Origin of the sequence: Pectobacterium versatile (assembly GCF_003932035.1) — a bacterium.
Taxonomy (GTDB): domain Bacteria; phylum Pseudomonadota; class Gammaproteobacteria; order Enterobacterales; family Enterobacteriaceae; genus Pectobacterium; species Pectobacterium versatile.
Window position 1 is genome coordinate 3,556,640 of record NZ_CP034276.1, and the last position, 22,949, is coordinate 3,579,588.

Here is a 22,949-nt window from a genome sequence, read left to right on the forward strand (position 1 = left end):
ATTGACAGGTTGTTTATACCCGCAACCTCTCGGGCCAATGCAAAAAATCTGACGATGTTATCGTTGGAACAATTTATCGTCGGAACAACACCGTGACAGTCGGATTAACACCAACACCACATTGGGCAATGTGGTCAGGATTATGCGGCTATCAGAAAGGCAAAACGTGACGAGTAAGAGTTACTCGTCACGTTGAAGGTATATTAGGCGCGCAGGTTAACGTTAATCGTTTCCTGGATACGTCCATTGGCAGTGCGGCGCGTGTCAGCATCCTGACGATCCGCAACGTTCAGTACTTCCTTATTGTTCACCAGCTCATCCAGCGTGATGTTATTCAGGAAGTCGGTAATACGGTCGCTCAGATCGCGCCACAGCGTGTGCGTCAGGCAGCGATCGCCACCTTGGCAGCCTTCGCGGCCTTGGCAACGCGTTGCATCAACAGATTCATCGACAGCCGAAATGACCATACCAACAGCGATTTCATTCGCGTTTTTACCCAGCAGGTAACCACCGCCCGGGCCACGAACGCTGGCAACCAGTCCGTTCTTACGCAAGCGTGAAAACAGCTGCTCCAGATAAGACAGTGAAATACCCTGGCGTTCAGAAATATCCGCCAATGGAACCGGTCCTTCCTGGGAGTGCAGAGCCACATCGAGCATGGCGGTAACGGCGTAACGGCCTTTGGATGTCAGTCTCATGATAGTGGTACCTGTAGATAAAACATGTATTATGAAAACATGTATTGGCAGAACATACCGCGAGTCTGACATTCCCGAGTGTTTTAGTCAACTATTTAACCGAGTAAAACACTCAAGTATTATTCGTCGTGTGTTTTTTGTACCGAGCTCAGTATCCCACGCAGGATATTCAGTTCCTGACTTTCAGGCCTGGCGCGGGTAAACAGGCGACGCAGTTTGTTCATCACCTGCCCTTGATGTGCCGGTCGGATAAATCCGGTTTGCAGCAGCGTCTGTTCAAGATGCTGATAAAATCGCTCTAGATCGTCGACCAGCGGGTACGGCGATTCTTCGTGTTCCGGCTGCCCAGCCTGTAAGCGATCCAAATGCGCGATGCGCACTTCATAAGCAATGATCTGTACCGCCATCGCCAGATTGAGCGAGCTGTATTCCGGATTAGCGGGAATTGCCACGTGGTAATGGCATTTCTGAAGCTCCTCATTCGTCAGCCCCACGCGTTCACGACCAAACACCAGCGCGACCGGCGCGTGTTCCGCTTCCTGCGCGCTACGAATGCCGCACTCACGCGGTTCCAGCATCGGCCAGGGTAAGGTTCGAGAACGTGCGCTGGTGCCGACGACCAGACCACACCCTTCGAGCGCCTGATCGAACGAATCCACAATGGTGGCATTGCCGATAACATCGCTGGCACCTGCCGCCAACGCAATTGCCTGCGAATCAGGCTTCACCAATGGGTTGACCAAATAAAGTTTGCTTAATCCCATGGTTTTCATCGCCCTGGCCACTGACCCCATATTGCCAGTGTGCGACGTTTCAACCAGAACAATGCGAATATTGTCTAACATATGTACTCTATTGTGCGAAAGGAAGTCGTGCGAAAAGGAAACCGCCGTACTCTAACACAAACTTCGCTATTTGACTTTTCTCCTGCTATACTCTGCGCCGCTTTCCGTTCTTTAACATTCCAGTGGACCGATACCATGCATCCGATGCTCAACATCGCTATACGCGCTGCGCGTAAAGCCGGTAATTTAATTGCCAAAAACTATGAAACGCCAGACGCCGTCGAAGCTAGCCAGAAAGGCAGCAACGATTTTGTGACCAACGTTGATCGGGATGCAGAACGTCTGATCGTTGAAGTCATCCGTAAGTCTTACCCACAGCACACCATTATTGGTGAAGAATGTGGCGAGCTGGTTGGCGAAGATCCGGCAGTACAATGGGTTATCGATCCTCTGGATGGCACCACCAACTTCATCAAACGTTTACCCCACTTCGCTGTTTCTATCGCGGTCCGCATTAAAGGCCGTACCGAAGTTGCCGTTGTTTACGATCCTATGCGTAATGAACTGTTTACCGCGACCCGTGGTCAAGGCGCACAGCTGAACGGCTACCGTCTGCGCAGCAGCACTGCCCGCGATCTGGACGGTACCGTACTGGCAACAGGTTTCCCTTTCAAATTAAAACAACACAGCAAAAGCTATATCAACGTCATCGGCGCGCTGTTCACCCACTGTGCGGATTTCCGCCGTACGGGTTCTGCTGCACTGGATCTGGCCTATGTAGCCGCGGGTCGCGTTGACGGTTTCTTTGAAATCGGCCTGAAGCCGTGGGATTTTGCTGGTGGCGAGCTGCTGGTACGTGAAGCTGGCGGGATCGTGACAGATTTCGTTGGCGGCCATAACTATCTGGCATCCGGCAATCTGGTTGCAGGTAACCCGCGTGTGGTGAAATCCATTCTGGGCACCATCCGTGAAGAACTGAGCGACGCGCTGAAACGCTAATTCCGACCCACTCCGGCCCACCCTCATAAAAACGAAATTGGGCCGGAGTTGTTATTTTTCTTTACATATGAATCCTGTATACGCATTGTTTATCCTTATACGATAATAATTATCAAACTCATTACACCGATAAATTGTGAATTAGGATCGCCACCATGTTAAGAAAATCAGTAAGATCACTCTTTCTGACCACACTCCTCACCACCCCGCTTTTCAGCTACGCCACCCAATATCCTCTTACCGTCACCGATTTCGACGGGAGAAATGTCACCATTAAACAAGAGCCACAGCGCATCATTCTGCAAGATGGGCGCGATATTATGACGATGGCATTGCTTGACCGCGATAATCCCTTTCAGCGTCTGGTCGCCTGGAACAATCTGGCGAAAAAACAGGACACCGCAACCTGGGATATGCTGAAAGGAAAATGGCCTCAGTCCGTTGGCATTCTGGATATGGGCTTCAGTGACAAAGGCAACGTCGATCTGGAAAGCGTACTGTCAAAGCAGCCGGATCTGATGATTGCCCAGCTGCGTGCGAAAGCAGCGCTGAAGGAAAGCGGTGTGATCGACAAGCTCAGCGCGCTGAATATTCCCGTGCTGTTCGTCGATTATGAAGTGAATCCGGCTAAAGATACCGCTCCCAGCATCGACCTGTTGGGTAAAGTTCTGAACCGTGAAGCCAATGCCAAAGCGTATACCGATTTCTATCGTCAACATTTCGATGCTATTCAGCAGAAAACCGCTGCAATCACCCCGAAACCTAACGTCTTTATTGAACCGATTGCTGGCAACTCAGACTCCTGCTGCTTCACACACAGCAACAGCGGCTGGGGCGGATTGATTGAAGCGGTCGGCGCGAAAAATATTGGTTCGGATTTACTGCCGGGCGCGTCAGGCTTTGTTTCGCTGGAAAAAATTATCAGCATGAAACCTGACGTCTACATTATGACAGGCTCTAAGCGTGGTAACAGTCAGGTACTGCCGTTAGGCTATGGCGCCAGCGTAGAAGACGTTCGTAATCAGGCCACTACGCTACTAAACCGCACTGGAATCAGCCAAGTTCCGGCGGTTCAGGCGAAACACGTTTACGGCGTTTACCACCATTTCTACAACCATCCTTACAACATTGTTGGTATGGAATATCTGGCAAAGGACATTTATCCTCAGGCGTTTTCCAGCCTGAATCCTGATGACACGTATCACCATATCATTCAGAATTTTACCTCGCTGCCTGACAGTGACTTTATCTTTGCCTGGAAACAAGGTGAGTAATTTTTCATGAGTACAACCACTGAACCGGGTATCCGCAATACTGCCGCGGATGCCAACACCATTATGGACAACTATCGCGGCATTATTCGACGCCGCGTGGGTGTTATGGCGATACTGCTGTTGATCATCATCGGCTCGTTGTTGCTGGATTTCACGATGGGGCCTTCAGGGCTGACGCTTGATGTACTTTGGCAGACGCTGACCGATCCGGCCAGCGCCGATGCTGGTACGCGCGTGATCGTCTGGGATATTCGTCTGCCTTACGCGCTGATGGCTATCGTTGTCGGACTGGCGCTTGGTCTGGCCGGTGCAGAAATGCAAACTATCCTGAACAACCCGCTAGCCAGTCCGTTTACGCTCGGCGTTTCTTCCGCCGCCGCATTCGGTGCCGCGCTGGCTATCGTCCTCGGTATCGGCATCCCCGGTATTCCGGCTCAGTGGTTTATCTCTGCAAACGCCTTTATCTTTGCACTGCTGGCAGCGTTGCTGCTTGATGGCATTACGCGCTGGACGCAGGTCGCTACCTCCGGCGTCGTGCTGTTCGGTATCGCGCTGGTGTTCACCTTCAACGCGCTGGTATCCATGCTCCAGTTCATCGCCAACGAAGACACGCTGCAAGGTCTGGTATTCTGGACGATGGGCAGTCTGGCGCGTGCCTCGTGGGAAAAATTGGGCATCCTGCTGCTGGTGCTGGCTATCGTGATGCCAATTTCACTGATGAGCTCATGGAAACTGACCGCGCTGCGGTTGGGTGAAGATCGCGCCGTTAGTTTTGGTATTAACGTCCGCCGCCTGCGTCTGGCTACGCTGCTGCGCATCAGTATTTTGTCCGCCATTTCGGTCGCGTTTGTTGGCCCCATCGGCTTTATCGGTCTGGTTGCTCCGCATATCGCACGTATGATTTTCGGTGAAGACCACCGTTTCTATCTGCCTGCCAGCGCGTTAACTGGCGCGCTGGTGCTGTCGATGGCATCCGTTGCCTCGAAAAACCTCATCCCCGGCGTCATTATACCAGTCGGGATCGTCACATCACTGGTTGGCGTTCCCTTCTTCCTGAGTATCATCCTGCGCCATAGAGGAAACGTATGAACCAGCAAACCGCTTCTGGATTACGCCTTTCCCACTTTCGCGCGGGTTATCCCAAGCGTCAGGTGATTCGCGATCTGTCCGTCCCAGAGCTGCCGCGCGGGAAAATTACCGTGCTGCTCGGCCCCAACGGCAGCGGCAAATCAACGCTGTTGCGTGCAATGGCAGGTCTGAATGCTTCCGAAGGCGAGCTGTGGTTGGATGACACCAACCTGATGGCGTTGCCTTTTGCTCAGCGGGCGGAAAAAGTCGTTTATTTGCCACAATCCCTACCTGCGGGCGTTCACCTGCACGTGCTGGAATCGATTATCGTCGCACAGCGCGCGTCCGGCGGCATGCACAACGCCGAAAAGCAGGATGAAGTGATGAGCCTGCTGCGTCAATTAGGCATTGAACATCTGGCGTTGAGCTATCTCGATCAGCTCTCCGGCGGACAGAAACAGCTGGTGGGGTTAGCGCAATCGCTGATCCGTCAACCTTCGCTGCTCCTGCTGGACGAACCGCTTAGCGCACTCGATCTGAACTATCAGTTCCACGTGATGGATTTGGTACGCAAGGAAACGCGCAAGCGCAACATCATCACCGTCGTGGTAGTGCATGACATTAATATCGCGCTGCGTCATGGCGACCATGTATTGATGCTGCAAAACGGTAATTTGATTGCCAATGGCGCACCGGCCGAGGTGATTAGCCCTGAAAGCCTGTCAGCAGTCTATGGCGTACGTGGACGCATAGAGCGCTGTTCGCAGGGCGTGCCGCAGGTGATTATCGACGGGCTGGTCAGCGAACCGACCATCTAAGCTTTTCTCTGTACGACTAGACGGTGAGTTCCCTCACCGTCTCCGCTTGTTCTCATCTTACTTATAAGACAGCTCTCGATTCACCATGCCCAAAAGCCGTGCTTATCATTTATAGCGCACGCAGTGTGAAGGATTAAAAGCGTTGCCAGTCCGCTTCATCCTGAGCAACGGCACTTTTCTTCCTCACGGGAGCAAGACGCGGCGCGGATATTCCAGGTAGCGCGGATGCAGAAGCGGAAGCCAGCGCCAGAGGAGTAACCTGCCCCACAATAAACTGCCCCACCAGTTGGCTTAACGTACTTGCCTGTTCCTGCAACGACTGCGACGCCGCAGACGCCTCTTCCACCAATGAGGCATTTTGCTGAGTCACATCATCCATCTGGTTAACGGCCTGATGCACCTGGCTGATACCCTGGCTTTGTTCCTCAGTCGCCGCCGCGATTTCATTGACTAAATCCGTCACCTGCTGGATCGCATCCTTCATCGCCGACATGTTTTTCCCTACATCGCTGGCTTGATCAACGCCCGCCGACACCAGCGAGTTTGAGGCATCAATCAAATCCTTGATTTCACGCGCCGCCGTAGACGACCGCTGTGCCAGCGTGCGCACCTCTCCCGCGACCACCGCAAAACCACGCCCCTGCTCACCAGCACGAGCGGCTTCTACTGCCGCATTCAAGGCAAGGATATTGGTCTGAAACGCGATGCCTTCGATGAGCGCAATGATCTCGGTGATCTTGCCAGAGCTGGTGCGAATGTGTTCCATCGTATTCAGCATCGTATTAACGGAATCGGCGCTATTGATGGAGATCTTGCTGGCGTTGCCTGCCAGCAGGCTCGCCTGTTGCGTGTTCTCCGCGTTCTGGCGCACTGTCTCACTGATTTCCGTCATACTGGCCGCCGTTTGTTCCAGTGAAGCAGCCTGTTCCTCAGTGCGGGATGACAGATCTTCATTCCCCGCCGCAATTTGCGTCGCCGCGCTGCTCACCGACTGCGATGAAGCACTCACCGAAGCCAGCGCAGAGGATACCCGCTGCATCAAGCTGTTAAAGGCACGGGCGGTATTTCCCACTTCATCCTTGCGTCGATCGTCCGCTTGAATCGTCAGGTCAAGATGGGTACTCACGTTTTCCATCGTTTGACTCATGTTATTCAAACTTTTTCTAATGCCCAGAATAGTTCTCACCGCAAAAAAGCCGATCAACAACACGATCAGTAACGTACCGGACAACAGGCCAAACCACGTTTGTTCATAGATCTGTTTATTCACCTGACGTAGATCGTCGCCCATTTTAACATTCAGATCGAATTGCTTACGGTAATTGGCGAGCAGATCACGAACGACCTTTCCCGGACCGTCCATTCCCTGAAGCAGGCCGAGTGCGACGTCATTCTGGTTCGCTCTTGATGCGTTCAGAAAAATGGGCAGAGATGCCTGTAGTTTTTTGGTCAGGTCAATCGCCGTATTGGTCAGTTGGCGATCTTCCTCACTGGAAGCATTATTTTTCAGGTAATACTCATTGAGTGCCTGCATCTCTTCGATATTTTTACTAATGTCTTGCTCAATTGCGGGTAATTTACGGTCGTCATCAGCGGTCTGATGACGATACAAAAAAAGCACCAGCGAATTGCTTTTATCTACTAAGTTGTTCAAATCTTTAATGCTTGGAATCGCATTATCCTGAACATATTCGAAACGAGACTGGAACCCTGATAACAATGATAAAGTAACAATAACTAATGAAATAAGCGCCAGCGACATTAGCGAAAACGTCAACAGCAGGCGTTGCGTGATATTCATAACCGCTCCATTTTTTGAATTTTTATACCGTATTTTTTTCCTGATTCCGGTATGCCGAATAACCTGTATTTCCCTCCCTACGTGGCGTTTTGCATAAAAATCAGACATACCTTTACCACGTTCAATTATCGCCACAGAAGCGGACACCTTGATAGAATTGATCATTAAAATCACTTAATAATCTCAAAACAATAGTCAAAATCTATCAAAGTAAGATAATCGATCGTCATAAACATCTAACGATCCTGTAATGAGGTTGTAGGAAGGGAAACGTTTGCTTTATTTTCCGGCAGGACAAAGAATGCGGTGAAATAAACATCGCCAATGCTGCTGTTGATAGACGATAGAATCAGCGAAAAAAGCACAAAAAAAAGCACTGACCGATGAGGTTCAGTGCTTTTCTCTTATCTGGTTTACTGCATTATCTGGTTTACTGTCCGACAGAATTATTTCTTCGCTGGCAGCGTAACCCAATAGCCTGGCTGATAGGGCAGCGGTAGGAACTTCTCATGGAAGGTACGGAACGTTGCATCAGGATCGATATCCTTAAACAGCTCCGGGTGCATCCATTTTGCTAATACCTGAATCGCCACAAACTGATATGGGCTGTCATAGAATTGATGCCAGATGGCATGGGCGTTGCCATCGGTCGCTACTGGCAGCGTTTTGAATGCTGAGCGTTCCATTAGTTTTTGCAAACGTTGCAGCGCTTCCTTCTGATCGGCTCCCGGTCCAACACCAACCCAGCCATTCGCCGTGTTGTAGTTTTTCCAGTTAGCTCCGGTCACCACCACCACATCCGGACGAGAGCTGATAATCTGCTCGGGGTTCAGCGTACCAAAGGTGCCGGGGATGATGTTCTTGGCAATGTTATCACCGCCAGCGGCTTCAACCATGCGGCCAAAGTTCTCATCACCGAATGACATGCAGCACTCTTCATCATAGCCGCCCGCGCGGTCGATCATCACTTTCGGACGTGGACCCTGATAGTTCTTCAACCGATCGGTGACAAGCTCAATCTGCTCACGACGGAACTTAATAATCTCTTCCGCACGCTGTGGTTTGCCAACCAGTTGGCCCATGATGTGAATGCTTTTTTCTGCGTTCTCAAACGGCTTCTCGCGGAAATCGATGAACACCACCGGAATGCCCAGCGAACTGAGCTTCTCAATCAACTTGCCTTCATCCGTCGCCGCTTTTGATTCCAGATTCATCAACACCAAATCCGGCTTCAGCGTCAATGCCTGCTCGACGTTGAAGGTGCCGTCTTTCGCTCCGCCAAAGGTCGGCAGCTTTTTAATTTCTGGGTATTGCTTTTCGTAAGCCAAATAGCCGTCGTAATCGGCTTTCGGCAAATCGTCACGCCAGCCCACTACGCGCTGGAACGGAGCCTCGGTATCAAAGGCAGCCAGCAGATAAATCTGTCGACCTTCCCCTAAGATAATCCGCTTCACTTCGGATTTGATTTCTACCTTCCTGCCACTAACGTCTTCAATAACAATCGGGTTAGCGCTGGCGATAACGCTAGCACTCAGCCCCAACAGAGCAACGACTGAAAACAGCCATTTCTTCATTATTATTCCCTTCTGCGATTATGGTTATAAATGATAATAGTTATCATTATTGAAATAATATCCTGCCGTGATTAACAGAAGCAATGGGTTTTTAACGCAGCGTTAATAAAAGGTAAAATTAACCGGAGAATGGCCGAATGCCGCCCATCATCGCGGGCTGTGCACTGAGATAAAGCAGAACGCCGGAGCCAACTAAAATCAGCCCGCCGGCAAAAGCCAGAAGAGAAAAAGCCGCACGTTGCCACACGGGCGAGGCACGGTTTGCGCCTAAGCGCTCAACCACGCGACGGCAGTAAAAAACCAACACAGCCAGTGCCGAGATCGTAATTGCCGTTCCGGCAGCCATCACCAGCGCAGAGGCTACGCCCCACCAATACACGCCAATCACTTTAGAGAAAAGCAGCACCAGAATAGCGCCTGAGCACGGGCGCATCCCCATCGCCAGCACAATCATCAGACGCGTACGCCAGCTGCTATCGCGCTCAAGTTCCTCATTGCTCGGGAGATGGCGGTGCCCGCAGCCACAGTCGGCATCGTGCTGATGAGGAGAAGAGGAAAGCACAGGCATCGGACGAAGTACCCTACGTGTATCGGTCGGTACGTTGAGCTGGGCTACATTCAAAGAATCTACGTGCAAAGGCGTCACGCGCAAAATCGTCGCGGGCTTAGGCTGCCGAACAAGGGCGATATACAGCTGTTTCAACGCGCGGAAACAGAGCAGTAGCCCCAGCCCCGCAACGAGCACGAAGCTCCCCTTTTCCATCCAGAAACTGCTGTTATGCAACGTTCGACTCGACAGTTGCAAAATCCCTAATACCACGGTCACCAGCGCGACTGCCATCAGCCCCTGAACCAGCGACGCGGCAAGCGTCAACTTCAGGCTGCTTTTCAGCTTCGACGGGTGTGTCGCCAGATAGGTCATGATGACGACTTTACCGTGCCCCGGCCCGACGGCATGAAGCACGCCATAGACCAGGCTGAACATCATCAGACTCAGCCCCGCCTGATGTGGCTGCTGTTCCACCATCTGCAACAGATGCGACATCTGCTGATGCAGCGATTTCTGCCAGATCGCGCTTTGCAGCACGATTTGCGGCCAGTATCCGACGATGTAATGCAACGCTGAGGCCAGAAATACCAAAAACAGCCACAGCGGCCACAGATCGCGCAATCGGCTCAACAACGGGCGCTGACGCGGCAGCGAGCCGAGGTTCACTGACATTGCAACGTCACCCGCTGTGCAAACTGTTTCCCCAGCTCCATGTCTTCATCCGGCGCATCGTTCTTATCCAGCGACAGCGCATAGGATTGCAGTTCAGCGTTAGGTTCCGGCGTGACGAGCGAGGTTTTACAACGTGAAGCCAGCGCAGGTGCGAGCGTAACGGCCTTGTCATTCTGGTAGGACATATCGACAAAGTAGGTAGGATCGTAAGTAGAAATCAGCAAAGGCTTGCCCGCCAGCGGCTGTGGATGCGCCAGCGGCAGCACAAACTCCAGTACTGCCTGATTACCTTTGCGGGAAAGATGATACTCCGTTGGCATCGGTGCATATTTCACGGGCTGACCATCACGATAAATATCGGTGAAATAGTGTTGCCCTAACACATTTGCCATCACTTCCGCCGCCAGCTTTTTCCAGACTTCAGAGTCCTTCTTCGCTTTCCCTGCGTCATACAACAGATCGGCAGACGTGATGGGATCCATCGTCCACAGCATACGTAAACCGGTGATGTTGTCGTTCTTGCTCTCAACTGTCGTCTGCATATCAATAAAACTGTGTGGGTGAGCGAAAACGGGCTGGCCGAATGCCAAACCTGTCATCAGCAACGTTATCCGTCCGCACCACCGTTTCAAAGCGTTATAATGTAACATTATTTTTACCACACTACGTTATCTTGACAGTACACGCCATTTCTTACGCCTTTTCGACAGCAGTATGGTGGCTGACAGAAGGCCGAATAAACAGGGCAGGAACCGCCAGCAGCGCCATCACCCAGAACGTGCCGCCCTGTAGATGTTCAAACAAGAAACCGGACACCATTGTCATCACCGCGATACTCCCGCCCATTGCCAGCGCGGAATACACCGCCTGTAACCGCAATACGTCCCCATCGCTGCGTGCCGCGATAAAGCGCATGGCCGCCAGATGGCAGACGGTGAAGGTTCCACAGTGCAATATCTGTATCACAATCAGCCACGGCAGAGCCACCGTCGCGCCCATCAAGCCCCAGCGCACCACGCCGCATACGGCCGAGAGCAAAAGAAGCTGTCTTGCACTCCAGCGCCGGAACAGGCGCTGACTGAAAGTAAAGATGACAATTTCCGCAACTACGCCTAACGACCAGAGATAGCCGATAATCGAAGCGGAATAGCCCGAATCCTGCCAATAAATGACGCTGAAACCATAGTAAGCCGCGTGCGCACCTTGCAGCAGCGACACGCAAAGCAGGAAGCGCCATACCGCAGGTTCGGCCAGCAATCGTTTCCACGGCGTGACGCTAACCGACTGGGCTGTCGACGTTGCCGCTTGCGGCATCACACTGGGACGAAGCAGCATGCCTAATAGCATCACAACCAGCCCCGCACTGAGGATTGCCAGAATCGTCGGATGTCCCCAAATAGCGACCAATTCACCCGTTGCGGCAGAAGCGATAACAAACGCTATCGAGCCCCAGACGCGCACCTTGCCATAATCCATCACGACCTGCCGCTGCCAGGTCGCGGCTAATGCATCGGTCAGCGGCACCAGCGGTGCGAAAAACAGGTTAAATCCGATCATCACTATCATCAGCCACAGCCAGGCATTCCCCAGCCAGAAACCGATGGCCAGCGCCAGTGACAGCAACGCCAGCCCACGTAATACCGTAATCAATTTGGACGGATCTTTCACGCTGGGCGTGATGACCAGACTGCCAACGAAGCGCGCCACTAGGCCCGCTCCCAACAGCATGCCGATCGACTCAGCGGACAGCCCCTCGCCTTTCAGCCATCCGCCCCAAAACGGCAAAAAAACACCATAGCAAAAAAAGTAGGTGAAATAGCTCAGCGCCAACCAGCGCGTCGATTGCAAAACCATGATTCCTCCCTTTCGGTGACGAACTCCCCTAGCTTCGGCACTTTTTTGCCGGTTACTGTGTCAGAGTGCACACGGCGGCGCAACGCGTTATTCGTCATTAAACGCGAACGGAGATCTCGGCCCGCAGGGTGGCGGCCAGGGATGACCGCCATAAAAAACGCCAGCACTCAGGCTGGCGTTTGGGAAGTGTTCCGACAGTGATGTCAGAGAAAATGCCGAATTATGCGTAAACCGGGAAGCGGGCGCAGATATCCAGAACTTTCTGTTTCACGCGTTCAATGGTCGCTTCGTCGTTGATGTTGTCTAACACATCACAGATCCAGCCAGCCAGTTCACGCACTTCCGCTTCTTTAAAGCCACGACGAGTTGCCGCTGGCGTACCGATACGGATACCGGAAGTCACAAACGGGCTCTTCGGATCGTTAGGCACGCTGTTTTTGTTCACGGTGATGTTTGCACGGCCCAGCGCAGCATCAGCTTCTTTACCGGTCAGGTTTTTGCTCACCAGATCCAGCAGGAACAGGTGGTTGCTGGTTGCACCAGAAACGACGTTAAAACCACGTGACAGGAAAACTTCCACCATTGCTTTGGCGTTTTTCGCGACCTGCTGCTGATAAACCTTGAATTCAGGCTCCATCGCTTCTTTCAGCGCAACCGCTTTACCCGCGATAACGTGCATCAACGGGCCGCCCTGACCGCCAGGGAAAACTGCAGAGTTCAGTTTTTTGTACAGCTCTTCGTCGCCGCCTTTCGCCAGAATCAGGCCACCGCGTGGGCCAGCCAGCGTTTTGTGCGTGGTGGTGGTCACGATGTGAGCATGAGGAACCGGGTTAGGATAAACATCGGCGGCAATCAGACCAGCAACGTGTGCCATATCAACAAACAGGTAAGCACCGATGCTGTCAGCGATTTCGCGCATCTTCGCCCAGTCAACCACGCCAGAGTAAGCAGAGAAACCGCCAACGATCATTTTTGGCTTATGCGTACGCGCCAGTTCAGCCATTTCGTCGTAGTCGATCTTGCCGCTTTCGTCGATGCCGTAAGGAATGACTTTATACAGTTTACCCGACAGGTTAACCGGAGAACCGTGCGTCAGGTGACCACCGTGTGCCAGGTTCATACCCAGAATGGTGTCGCCCGGCTGCAGCAGCGCGGTGTAAACGGCAAAGTTCGCCTGAGAGCCGGAGTGCGGCTGCACGTTGGCATAATCTGCACCGAACAGCGCTTTCGCACGGTCGATCGCCAGTTGCTCAACGATATCAACATACTCACAGCCGCCGTAGTAACGTTTGCCCGGATAACCTTCAGCATACTTGTTCGTCAGCTGAGACCCTTGAGCCTGCATAACGCGTGGGCTGGTGTAGTTTTCTGACGCAATCAGTTCAATGTGCTCTTCCTGACGCACCACTTCTTGCTCCATTGCTTGCCACAGGTCGGCATCATAATCGGCAATGTTCATTTCACGCTTTAACATCCGGATCTCCTGACTCAGCTAACATAAATATACTGGGAATTAATGGCCCATTTGGGAATTGGGCTACCCTTTTGGGGAATGGCGTATAGTGTAAACCGTTTTTCCCTAATGAAGATAGGTCTTGACAGAGGTTTTTACGCAAACGATTAGCTACAGGCAGCACAAGGCTTCAGCAAACATCTGTTGCGCAGTGGTAAACGGATTTTTCTTCATTCTCAACCTGCTATTTCTTCATGTTATTCCGTTTGGCTCCGCCTAAAAACCCCTACCACCAAAAAGGTAATTTACAGCAGCGGACAAACCCAATAAGATGCATATAAAATACAACTTATAAGTCATACCAATAAATAAGGAGTCACCATGCTGGATAACCAAACTATCGCCATCGTTAAGTCAACCATTCCTCTGCTGGCAGAAACCGGTCCAAAACTGACCGCACATTTTTACGATCGCATGTTTACGCATAACCCTGAGCTCAAAGATATTTTTAACATGAGCAACCAGCGCAATGGCGATCAGCGTGAAGCGCTGTTCAATGCCATTTGTGCTTATGCAACGAATATTGAAAACCTGGCCGCGCTGCTGCCTGCGGTTGAGCGCATCGCCCAGAAGCACGCTAGCTTTAACATTCAGGCCGATCAGTATCAGATCGTGGGTAATCACTTATTGGCCACGCTGGATGAACTGTTTAGCCCAGGGCAAGAAGTACTGGATGCCTGGGGTAAAGCCTATGGCGTGCTGGCAAATGTCTTCATTCAGCGCGAAGGCGATATCTACCGCAGCACCGAAGCAAAAAACGGCGGCTGGAGCGGTGTGCGACCTTTCCGTATTGTGAACAAGCAGCCGCAAAGCTCGGTGATTACCAGCTTCACTTTGGAACCCACCGACGGCCAGCCTATTGCTGATTTTCAGCCGGGCCAATATCTGGCGGTTTACATCAAGCATGACAGTTTTGCCAATCAGGAGATTCGCCAATACTCTCTGACTCATGCGCCGAATGGAAAGTCCTACCGAATTGCGGTTAAACGCGAAGCACAAGGTACCGTTTCCGGCTATCTGCATGATACCGCTCGCGAAGGCGATATCATTCATCTGGCGGCTCCACATGGCGATTTCTTCCTTGATATCCCAACCGACACACCCGTTGCCCTGATTTCTGGCGGCGTGGGGCAAACCCCGATGCTGGGCATGCTGCATACGCTCAAACAGCAAAGTCATCAGGCGAAGGTACTATGGCTGCATGCGGCAGAAAACGGCACAGCGCATGCATTTGCGGATGAAATCGAACAAACAGGCCAATCACTACCACAGTTCCAGCATCATATTTGGTATCGCGAACCGCAGCAGGCCGATCGTCCGGGCGAAGATTATCATCACAGCGGGCTGATGCAGTTGGCCTCGTTAAAAGCGGAATTAACCACGCCTGATATGCACTATTACCTGTGCGGCCCTGTGGTTTTCATGCAGTTTATCGCACAGCAGTTGCTGGCTATGGGCATCCCCGCTGAGCAGTTGCATTACGAATGTTTTGGTCCGCATAAAGTTGTCTAACCCTCATTGATAACGGATCAAACCCAAAGGTCGCTTTTGCGGCCTTTTTTTCATCTTTCAGAAAGCCACCGCCTGTAAAACACCTTATTGATCACAAATCTCTATGCCAATACGACAGTGCTCCGCTAAAAAAGAGGTGGGTCACAAAAAATAAGACATTATTAAAATAACATTTCACTTTTAATGAATAGTTATTTCATCAAAGAGACCTCGTTTAGGCATCAGCTTGGGTGCACAATAAAAGCCCGACGTTCTCTCTAAAGGCCGTGACAAGAGCGATAAAAAACAGCGACCTTTCTTTGATAACGCCTGGGTTCATTAACCGTTTTCGACTAACCAACAAGGGATATGTCTGACCATGGCAAAACGTTTTTCAGAAAGTGTAGCTTTAGCCCTGATACTTTCCGCCCCTTTCACACTGGTACACGCTAAAACGCCCGCCGCGGCACACCAGACCGCCGCGTCGGACAGTGTTAACTTACTGCCAGGTTCAACGCTGGGTGAAAAAACCGGCTTATCCGGTCATGTCACGGTACGGGATATTCATCTGCCTGCCACCATCATTATCAGAGACCAACAGGGCCAGAAACGGCAGACACAGACCGATGAGCAAGGAAAATATCACCTTGATATCTCTGGTCTCACACCGCCATTACGTCTTTTAGCCGTCGAATCTGGCGGCAATAACTGTCTGCTGAATAATATCTCCCGTGCAATCTGCCTGTCCGCTGTCGCCCCATCATTGCATGACGGTAAAGAGAATATTGCCAATATCAACCCGCTGACTGACCGCATTACTTCCGATATCGCGGTAACAGCAGGCTACATTGGTCCACAGCAGCTAACAGACGATACGGCATCACCGAAACTGGACGCCGCAGCATGGAAAAAAGCCTACGCTGATTTTCATGCAGGCTTTAATGACGCGCTAAAGCAGGTAGGCGTCAGTGCGCCTAAGAGTTTCGATCCTCTGACTTACCCCGCGACTCAGCAGGATGCGGTCACCAAAATCGTCAGCGTCATTAACCACAACCGCAATTATCACAACAATACGGGTTACTCCGGCCACACCGTGCTGACTGACAGCGCATTTCACCCGATTGTTGGCCTGAACGACAAAGGCGACTATGAACCGCTGGATTATCGCGCTGCACGTCAGAATCTGGATGCGATTAAGAAAGCACAAACTCGAATCTTTATCGTCGGCGACTCAACTGCAGCCACCTATGAAAAGGGGCGCTTCCCACGTATGGGTTGGGGACAGGTTTTTGAACAACAGTTCAGTAAAAATAGCGGCGTAAAAGTCGTCAATGGCGCACGTTCAGGCCGTAGCTCACGCGACTATTTCTACGAAGGCTGGTTCCGCCAGATGCAGCCGCTGATGAAGGAAGGTGATTTCCTGTTTATCCAAATGGGACATAACGATCAAAACTGCAACGGGGCGAAGGCGGTACGTGGCCCAGCCGATGTCGCTAACCTCTGTACTTACCCGAACGATGCGGCAGGGAAAAAACAGGCCCCGCAGGGGAAAGCCGATATGTCGTTCCAGACATCGCTGGAGCGCTACATCACTTTTGCCCGCCAGCACAAACTCACACCGGTTCTGCTTACCCCGACCACCCGAGTGAAAACAGCTGAAGGCAAAGATGGCACGCCTGCCGTACATAGCCACTTCACCAAGCAAAATGCAGATAACGGCTACGCGTTTATCGGCGATTACAGCCAGACCATCAAGAATACGGCAGCAGATAACAAGGTGATTTTGCTGGACGTTGAGCCAGCCACTATCGCGCTGGCGAATCAGGGCAACAGCGACCACTGGAAACAGTACTGGCTGGTGATCGATCCTAAGCAATACCCTTTTTATCGCGATCAGGCGGGTAGCCTGAGCAAACCAGATACCACCCATTTTCAGAAAAAAGGCGCTATCGCCGTGGCAGGGATTGTCGCTGATGCCATTCGGCAGGAACCCGCTTTAGCGTCGCTGGCAGAAAAAACGGCCAGCAAACACAAGTAGTTATCAGTCAGGTAAAACGATAAGACCGAATCGCGCGCGGTGTACTTCACCGCCGCGCGTTATGTACCCTTCCCTATACCAATTAAAGGACTATGGACATGATAGACACTTCACACCTCTGCAAGACGCTGACCTTAGCCATGCTAATTTCCGCCCCTTTATCACTAGCACAGGCAGCCGACTACAATGCATTGGTTTCCGCCAGCTCAGGGGACGCCAAAGCCTACAAAACCATTACTGAAGCGATTGCCAGCGCCCCGGCAGACAGCTCGCCATTTGTTATCTATGTGAAAAATGGCGTCTATCATGAGCGCCTGACGATTACGCGCCCCAACATTCATCTAAAGGGCGAAAGCCGTAACGGCACTGTGATCACCGCGACCACCGCAGCAGGGACGCTCAAACCCGATGGCAGCAAATGGGGAACTTACGGCAGCAACACGGTGAAAGTCGATGCGCCTGATTTCAGTGCCCGTTCGCTGACCATCCGTAATGATTTCGATTACCCCGCCAATCAGGCTAAAGCCAGCGACGATCCGACCAAACTAAAAGACTCGCAGGCCGTTGCGCTGCTGGTTGCCGAAAATAGCGATCGTGCGTGGTTTCATGATGTCAGCCTGGTCGGGTATCAGGACACGTTATATGTGAAAAGCGGACGCAGCTTCTTCTCACAATGTCGAATCAGCGGCACCGTTGACTTCATCTTTGGCGACGGCACTGCATTATTTGACAATTGCGACATCGTCTCACGTAACCGTACCGACGTGAAAGGTCAGCCGCTTGGCTATCTCACCGCACCCAGCACGGATATTAAGCAAAAATATGGATTGGTCATCACCAATAGCCGGGTGATTAAAGAGAAAGGCGTCCCCGCGAAAAGTTATGGCCTGGGTCGACCTTGGCACCCAACAACGACCTTTCCAGATGGACGTTATGCCAACCCTAACGCCATCGGGCAAACGGTGTTCCTGAACACCAGCATGGATGATCACATCTATGGCTGGGACAAAATGTCCGGTAAAGATAAACAAGGTGCGACAATCTGGTTCTATCCACAGGATTCACGCTTTTTCGAGTATAAATCCAAAGGCGCAGGTGCAGAGAAAAACGATCAGCGCCGTCAGCTAAGCAACGCGGAAGCCGCAGAATATACGGCAGACAAGGTGTTGGCGGGTTGGGTTCCCACTGCGCCTAAAGGGAAGTAAGTGTGGAGAAGCCAGCCCTCATCAGGCTGGCTTCTATACTCGTCATATTTCAAGTTGCATGTGCGTTGGCTTCGTTCAAATACTCGGCCCGTCGTGGGCCTCGCCCTAAAGGGCCGCTGAAAGCAGCGTTCAAATCTGCTCCCGGCAGATTTGTCACCCGAATCACTTACCTGAGTAAGCTCATCGGGATTCCTTCTCTTGCCGCGTTACGATGCTCATAAATGAGCACCGCCCTAAAGGGCTAACGCTTCGCATTATTCAAAACGTTAACGTTTTGTCCTGAAACTCGAATTATTTAGAGTATAGAGCGATACTGGCGAAACGATTAAATCGCTTCTTCGTCTTCTTCGCCGGTACGGATACGGACAACGCGTGCCACATCAAAGACAAAGATTTTACCGTCGCCGATTTTACCCGTCTGCGCGGTCTGCGTGATGGTTTCCACACAGGTGTCGACGATGTCATCTGACACAACAATTTCGATTTTTACTTTTGGCAGAAAATCGACCATGTATTCTGCGCCACGATACAGCTCGGTGTGGCCTTTCTGACGACCAAAGCCTTTAACTTCCGTTACCGTCATCCCTGTGATGCCCACTTCAGCTAACGCTTCACGTACATCGTCCAGTTTGAACGGCTTAATAATCGCATCAATTTTCTTCATGGAGGAACCTTTGTGTTATCTATGTTGCGGCCAAAGCCGAGCATCAGCAAGTGAACAGCATGTCAGAACTCAGGCGGACAATCCATCCATATCCACCCGGCATCACGCGGCAGGCGTGCTACCCGCTCTCTCTGCGCTAGTCTTTAAAATCGTTGGCATCCAGCTCATGGCGGCCCAACAGTTTATAAAATTCCGTTCGGTTACGCCCAGCCATTCGCGCGGCCTGCGTCACGTTACCCTTTGCGATCTGTAATAGTTTTCGCAAATAGTTAAGCTCAAACTGATGACGTGCTTCAACAAACGTTGGCAGCGCCGTGTTTTCACCTTCCAACGCTTGTTCAACCAACGCATCGCTGATCACCGGCGCGCTGGTCAGCGCCACACACTGTTCGATGACATTCACCAATTGACGCACGTTACCCGGCCAGCTTGCCGTCATCAAGCGCTTCATCGCATCGGTTGAGAAGGTGCGAACAAAAGGCTTATGGCGATTGGCGGATTCACGCAGCAGATGGTTTGCCAGCATTGGGATATCTTCAGCACGTTCATGCAGCGCTGGCAGCTTCATATTCACCACATTGAGCCGATAATAGAGATCTTCACGAAATTCGTTCTTCTCCATCGCCTTCGGCAAATCACGGTGCGTGGCGGAAATAATCCGCACATCAATGTCCAAATCGCGGTTGCTACCCAGCGGGCGGACTTTTCGTTCCTGCAGAACGCGCAGCAGCTTAACCTGTAAAGACAACGGCATATCGCCGATTTCATCTAAAAACAGCGTGCCACCTTCCGCCGCCTGAAAAAGCCCTTCACGGCTGCTGACCGCACCGGTAAAAGCCCCTTTCGCATGGCCGAACAGCTCCGATTCCAGCAATGGCTCCGGCAGCGCGCCGCAGTTAATCGCAATAAAGGCTTTCTTCGCACGCGGGCTTGCCGCATGAATCGCCTGAGCCAGCACCTCTTTCCCGGTCCCGCTCTGACCATTAATCAGCACGCTGACGTCCGACTGCGCGACCATTCTGGCCTGCTCCAGCAAACGCAGCATAATGGGGCTGCGCGTCACGATGGTTTCACGCCAGCTTTCATCGCCCGCAGGAGCGGACAATGCCAACGCTTCGTCTATCGCTTTGTAGAGCGCATCACGGTCGACGGGCTTCGTCAGAAAGCTAAATACGCCCTGCTGCGTAGCCGCAACCGCATCGGGAATGGAGCCGTGAGCGGTTAAAATGATCACCGGCATCCCCGGCTGATAGCGCTGAATTTCGGAAAACAGCGCCATGCCATCCATTTCGTCCATTCGGAGATCGCTGATCACCAAATCGAACGTCTCGCGCGTTAACAGCCGTAGCGCCTCTTGGCCGCTCTCCGCCGTCATCACGCTAAATCCTTCACTGGTCAGACGCATACCCAACAGTTTCAGCAGGCTGGGGTCGTCATCCACGAGCAACAAACTCGCCGTTTTTCGGGCTGTCATTGTCTTGTTGACTCCTTCTTCCTCGTCGCGTTGTCCGTATGTGATTCCACCGGCGGCGTATAGGTGTCATCCGCATCAACTGGCTCATTTCTGGATTTCGTTGCCGAATTGCGCGAACCGTCTTTGTTTCCGCTACCGCTATTCGCACCGGAACTACCGCGACGATCGCCGTCGCTATCCGGCATTTCCCCCGACAGTTGCTTACGAGACGACAGTTGACGCTCAATATCCGTCAAATTTTCCAGTTTCTGCGTGGTCGTTTCTAACTGATATTGCAGGTGGCTTTGCTGCACACGCAGGGCGTCTAGCTGTTTGTCACTGGATTCTTGCAAGCGCTTATAACGCAGGCGCTCATCTGATAGCGCCAGAAACAGCGTTTGTCTGTCACGCCAGGTTTGCATCAGCGGGCGCAGCGCCGCAGGGAAAGCCAGACGGTATAAATTGATCTGTTCCAGCACCTGACGGCGCTCAGCCTGAGTAATACCAGCGTTATCCAGCAGGATGCCCTGCTTAAACACGCTGTCCCAGCTATCTCCCGCAACCTGCCCGGCTTCCTCACGGGCCTGGAACTGGGTCAAACGCCCGGCACAGTCCATCGCCCGCAGCCAATAAAGCGCGTTGTTCATGGATTCACGATCGTCTATTTGCCACAGATGCTCACATTGCGCGATACGGAAATCGGCAACCTGCTCTTTCGGCGGTGTAGCCTCTGCCTCAAGCAACGCCGTGCCGCTGCTCACATGGCTATTACACGCAGCCAAAACGAGTGGCGACGACACAATCGCCGCCGTCAAAAGGCGGGAAAATACGCTATTCGCAAGCCATCCCTTCATAAACCCTGCATTCATTATTTATTCATTCTCGGACTATTCGTTATCGGACAATAAGGGCAGCTCGATGCGGAAACACACATCAGCATAGTCCACGGTAATTAGGCTAAGCTCACCACGCATACGGCGAATGCAATCACGCGCGATGCTCAACCCCAGCCCACTTCCCTTGACGGCACCACGGCGCTGATGGCTTCCCTGATAAAAGGGCTCAAAAATCATGCTCCGCTCGGCATCGGGAATTGGCGTACCATTGTTGGCGACATCAATCTGAACACGATTGCCAATCTGACGGCTATAAATCCAAATGTTACCGGATTCCTTACCGTAGTGCACCGCATTGGAATAGAGATTATCGATCACTCGCATCAACAGCGTTGTCTCCGCCCAACAGTGCTCAACGGCCAGCGTCACATCGGTATGAATCATTTTGGCGCGGGCAGGCAAGCTGTGAGAGGCCACGACAATATCGACGATTTCTTCGATTTCCACCCGCTCCAGCTCGGTCGGCGTATCCGCCAGCTTGCGATTATAGTCCAACAGTTGATCGATCAGCTGTAGCAGATGGCGGCTGCTGCTATCAAGAATAGTGACCACCTCTTTCTGATCGGCAGTCAGCGGACCGACCACCTCATCGGCCAGCAATTCGGTGCCTTCCCGCAGGCTAGCCAGCGGTGTTTTCAGTTCGTGGGAGATATGGCGTAAAAACTCATGTCGCTGTGATTCGAGCCAGGACAGACGCTCGCTCAGCCAGATAATGCGCTGCGCCAGCGTCCGGATCTCACGCGGCCCTTTAAACGTGCTGGTGTTACCCAACGATCGCCCTTCCCCAAGGCGATTAATCATTCGCTCGACGCCATTAACGGGGCCGATAATCATCCGAGTAAAGAGAACCACCAACAGCACGCTGACCAGAAACAAGAGCAGCGCCTGCCAGCCAAAGAACTGGCCGCGTTCAGAAATAGCCTGCTGGAGCTGTTGCCCGCGGGAGAAAACGACGTCGCGCGTTACCTGTACCATTTGTCCGTTGGCACGGGAGAATCCTTCCAGCAGGCTGGACGCCGTTTGTTCCGGGCCGCTGTTATGGCAGCGAATTTCGCCGAGCTGAGTAAGGAGTTGACGTAACGTCTGGTAATAGCGGGGATCGGGCAGTACCTGCGCATGAGAATCCAGCATTTGCAAATACTGTTTACGTTGGTTCTGATAGAGCGTTGCCAGCGTCTGATCGTCCAATACGCAGTATTGCCGGTAGCTACGCTCCATCGCCAGCGCGACGCTGGTCATTGCCTCACTGCGGCGGGCATCCGTCAGCGTTGTCCGGTTAATCTCCGCAGCCTGTTCGCTCAGCATGTTCAGGCTTTGATAAGCCTGATAGGCCAGCACCAACAGCGGCAGCAACACCAGCAAGAACGCCATAATTACTAATTGCCGCAGGGAACGCGGGAATAAACGCCATCGTTTCAAAGAAATCATCTCGTTACCTATCGAATCCGCTCTGATGCTAACTGAGTCTTATAAAACTTCAACGTTTTCCCTTACGACATGCGCAACGCTTCGCAATACGGCATGAATACCCATGTAACGACGTAAAAAGTAACGTCGTAAAAAGTAGCGCCGTAAAAATCAATCAGGGGGATTCTC

Annotated in this window: 19 protein-coding genes; 7 read left to right on the forward strand and 12 right to left on the reverse strand. The window is 52.1% G+C overall.

The window, feature by feature from the left end; translation table 11 throughout:
* Nucleotides 1–203: 203 nt before the first annotated feature.
* Together iscR and trmJ are read right to left on the reverse strand one after the other, a co-directional pair.
* Nucleotides 204–698 (reverse strand): Fe-S cluster assembly transcriptional regulator IscR, encoded by a 495-nt coding sequence (iscR, locus tag EIP93_RS16180; RefSeq protein WP_039306127.1) that lies wholly within the window; start codon nucleotides 696–698, stop codon nucleotides 204–206.
* 119 nt (nucleotides 699–817) lie between these two features.
* Nucleotides 818–1,543, reverse strand: coding sequence for a tRNA (cytosine(32)/uridine(32)-2'-O)-methyltransferase TrmJ (gene trmJ / locus EIP93_RS16185; RefSeq protein WP_010307858.1), 726 nt, complete (start codon nucleotides 1,541–1,543; stop codon nucleotides 818–820).
* A gap of 135 nt (nucleotides 1,544–1,678) precedes the next feature.
* Here trmJ and suhB point away from each other — a divergent pair, with 135 nt between their 5' ends.
* The 4 genes from suhB (at nucleotide 1,679) to EIP93_RS16205 (ending at nucleotide 5,642) form a co-directional block, all read left to right on the forward strand.
* Nucleotides 1,679–2,482, forward strand: coding sequence for an inositol-1-monophosphatase (gene suhB / locus EIP93_RS16190; protein WP_039486077.1), 804 nt, complete (start codon nucleotides 1,679–1,681; stop codon nucleotides 2,480–2,482).
* Between the two features lie 155 nt (nucleotides 2,483–2,637).
* The gene (locus tag EIP93_RS16195; RefSeq protein ID WP_103862545.1) at nucleotides 2,638–3,756 is read left to right on the forward strand and encodes an ABC transporter substrate-binding protein; all 1,119 of its coding nucleotides are present in this window, start codon (nucleotides 2,638–2,640) and stop codon (nucleotides 3,754–3,756) included.
* A gap of 105 nt (nucleotides 3,757–3,861) precedes the next feature.
* Nucleotides 3,862–4,845 carry a FecCD family ABC transporter permease gene (locus EIP93_RS16200; protein WP_370586400.1) on the forward strand — a complete coding sequence of 328 codons (984 nt, stop codon included), beginning with the start codon at nucleotides 3,862–3,864 and terminating at the stop codon, nucleotides 4,843–4,845.
* Nucleotides 4,842–5,642, forward strand: a complete 801-nt coding sequence (locus EIP93_RS16205) for an ABC transporter ATP-binding protein (protein ID WP_105879439.1) — start codon at nucleotides 4,842–4,844, stop codon at nucleotides 5,640–5,642. The genes EIP93_RS16200 and EIP93_RS16205 overlap by 4 nt, the downstream gene beginning before the upstream one ends.
* A gap of 133 nt (nucleotides 5,643–5,775) precedes the next feature.
* On the opposite strand, the gene EIP93_RS16210 is transcribed toward EIP93_RS16205, so the two are convergent.
* The 6 genes from EIP93_RS16210 to glyA form a co-directional block, all read right to left on the reverse strand.
* Nucleotides 5,776–7,443: a methyl-accepting chemotaxis protein gene (locus EIP93_RS16210; protein ID WP_125232972.1), complete on the reverse strand. Its 1,668-nt coding sequence runs from the start codon at nucleotides 7,441–7,443 to the stop codon at nucleotides 5,776–5,778.
* A gap of 446 nt (nucleotides 7,444–7,889) precedes the next feature.
* Nucleotides 7,890–9,017 carry an ABC transporter substrate-binding protein gene (locus EIP93_RS16215; protein WP_039493546.1) on the reverse strand — a complete coding sequence of 376 codons (1,128 nt, stop codon included), beginning with the start codon at nucleotides 9,015–9,017 and terminating at the stop codon, nucleotides 7,890–7,892.
* Nucleotides 9,018–9,135: 118 nt separating this feature from the next.
* Entirely contained in the window at nucleotides 9,136–10,239 is a 1,104-nt protein-coding gene (locus EIP93_RS16220; protein WP_103940803.1) for a nickel/cobalt transporter, read from the reverse strand.
* Nucleotides 10,230–10,889: a DUF1007 family protein gene (locus EIP93_RS16225; protein WP_029368353.1), complete on the reverse strand. Its 660-nt coding sequence runs from the start codon at nucleotides 10,887–10,889 to the stop codon at nucleotides 10,230–10,232. Before EIP93_RS16225 ends, EIP93_RS16220 begins: the two co-directional genes overlap by 10 nt.
* Nucleotides 10,890–10,932: 43 nt before the next feature.
* Nucleotides 10,933–12,093 carry a 3-phenylpropionate MFS transporter gene (locus EIP93_RS16230; RefSeq protein ID WP_125232973.1) on the reverse strand — a complete coding sequence of 387 codons (1,161 nt, stop codon included), beginning with the start codon at nucleotides 12,091–12,093 and terminating at the stop codon, nucleotides 10,933–10,935.
* A gap of 220 nt (nucleotides 12,094–12,313) precedes the next feature.
* Entirely contained in the window at nucleotides 12,314–13,567 is a 1,254-nt protein-coding gene (gene glyA / locus EIP93_RS16235) for a serine hydroxymethyltransferase (RefSeq protein ID WP_039508020.1), read from the reverse strand.
* A gap of 360 nt (nucleotides 13,568–13,927) precedes the next feature.
* Between glyA and hmpA the strand changes: the two genes are divergently transcribed.
* The 3 genes from hmpA to pemA all read left to right on the forward strand — a co-directional run bounded on the left by hmpA (nucleotide 13,928) and on the right by pemA (nucleotide 18,340).
* Nucleotides 13,928–15,118 (forward strand): NO-inducible flavohemoprotein, encoded by a 1,191-nt coding sequence (hmpA, locus tag EIP93_RS16240; RefSeq protein ID WP_125232974.1) that lies wholly within the window; start codon nucleotides 13,928–13,930, stop codon nucleotides 15,116–15,118.
* Nucleotides 15,119–15,476: 358 nt separating this feature from the next.
* On the forward strand, nucleotides 15,477–17,135 hold the full coding sequence (gene paeY / locus EIP93_RS16245; protein ID WP_125232975.1) for a pectin acetylesterase PaeY: 1,659 nt from the start codon (nucleotides 15,477–15,479) through the stop codon (nucleotides 17,133–17,135).
* A gap of 98 nt (nucleotides 17,136–17,233) precedes the next feature.
* Nucleotides 17,234–18,340, forward strand: a complete 1,107-nt coding sequence (gene pemA, locus EIP93_RS16250; RefSeq protein ID WP_109224881.1) for a pectinesterase PemA — start codon at nucleotides 17,234–17,236, stop codon at nucleotides 18,338–18,340.
* Between the two features lie 325 nt (nucleotides 18,341–18,665).
* Here pemA and glnB read toward each other — a convergent pair whose 3' ends face one another.
* From glnB to EIP93_RS16270, 4 genes are all read right to left on the reverse strand, one after another.
* Nucleotides 18,666–19,004, reverse strand: coding sequence for a nitrogen regulatory protein P-II (gene glnB, locus EIP93_RS16255; protein WP_005970202.1), 339 nt, complete (start codon nucleotides 19,002–19,004; stop codon nucleotides 18,666–18,668).
* 136 nt (nucleotides 19,005–19,140) lie between these two features.
* A complete protein-coding gene (glrR, locus tag EIP93_RS16260) occupies nucleotides 19,141–20,478 on the reverse strand; it encodes a two-component system response regulator GlrR (protein WP_039360727.1) in 1,338 nt (445 codons plus the stop codon).
* On the reverse strand, nucleotides 20,475–21,326 hold the full coding sequence (qseG, locus tag EIP93_RS16265) for a two-component system QseEF-associated lipoprotein QseG (protein WP_125232976.1): 852 nt from the start codon (nucleotides 21,324–21,326) through the stop codon (nucleotides 20,475–20,477). Before qseG ends, glrR begins: the two co-directional genes overlap by 4 nt.
* Before the next feature lie 18 nt (nucleotides 21,327–21,344).
* Entirely contained in the window at nucleotides 21,345–22,781 is a 1,437-nt protein-coding gene (locus EIP93_RS16270; RefSeq protein WP_039475140.1) for a sensor histidine kinase, read from the reverse strand.
* Nucleotides 22,782–22,949: the final 168 nt, after the last annotated feature.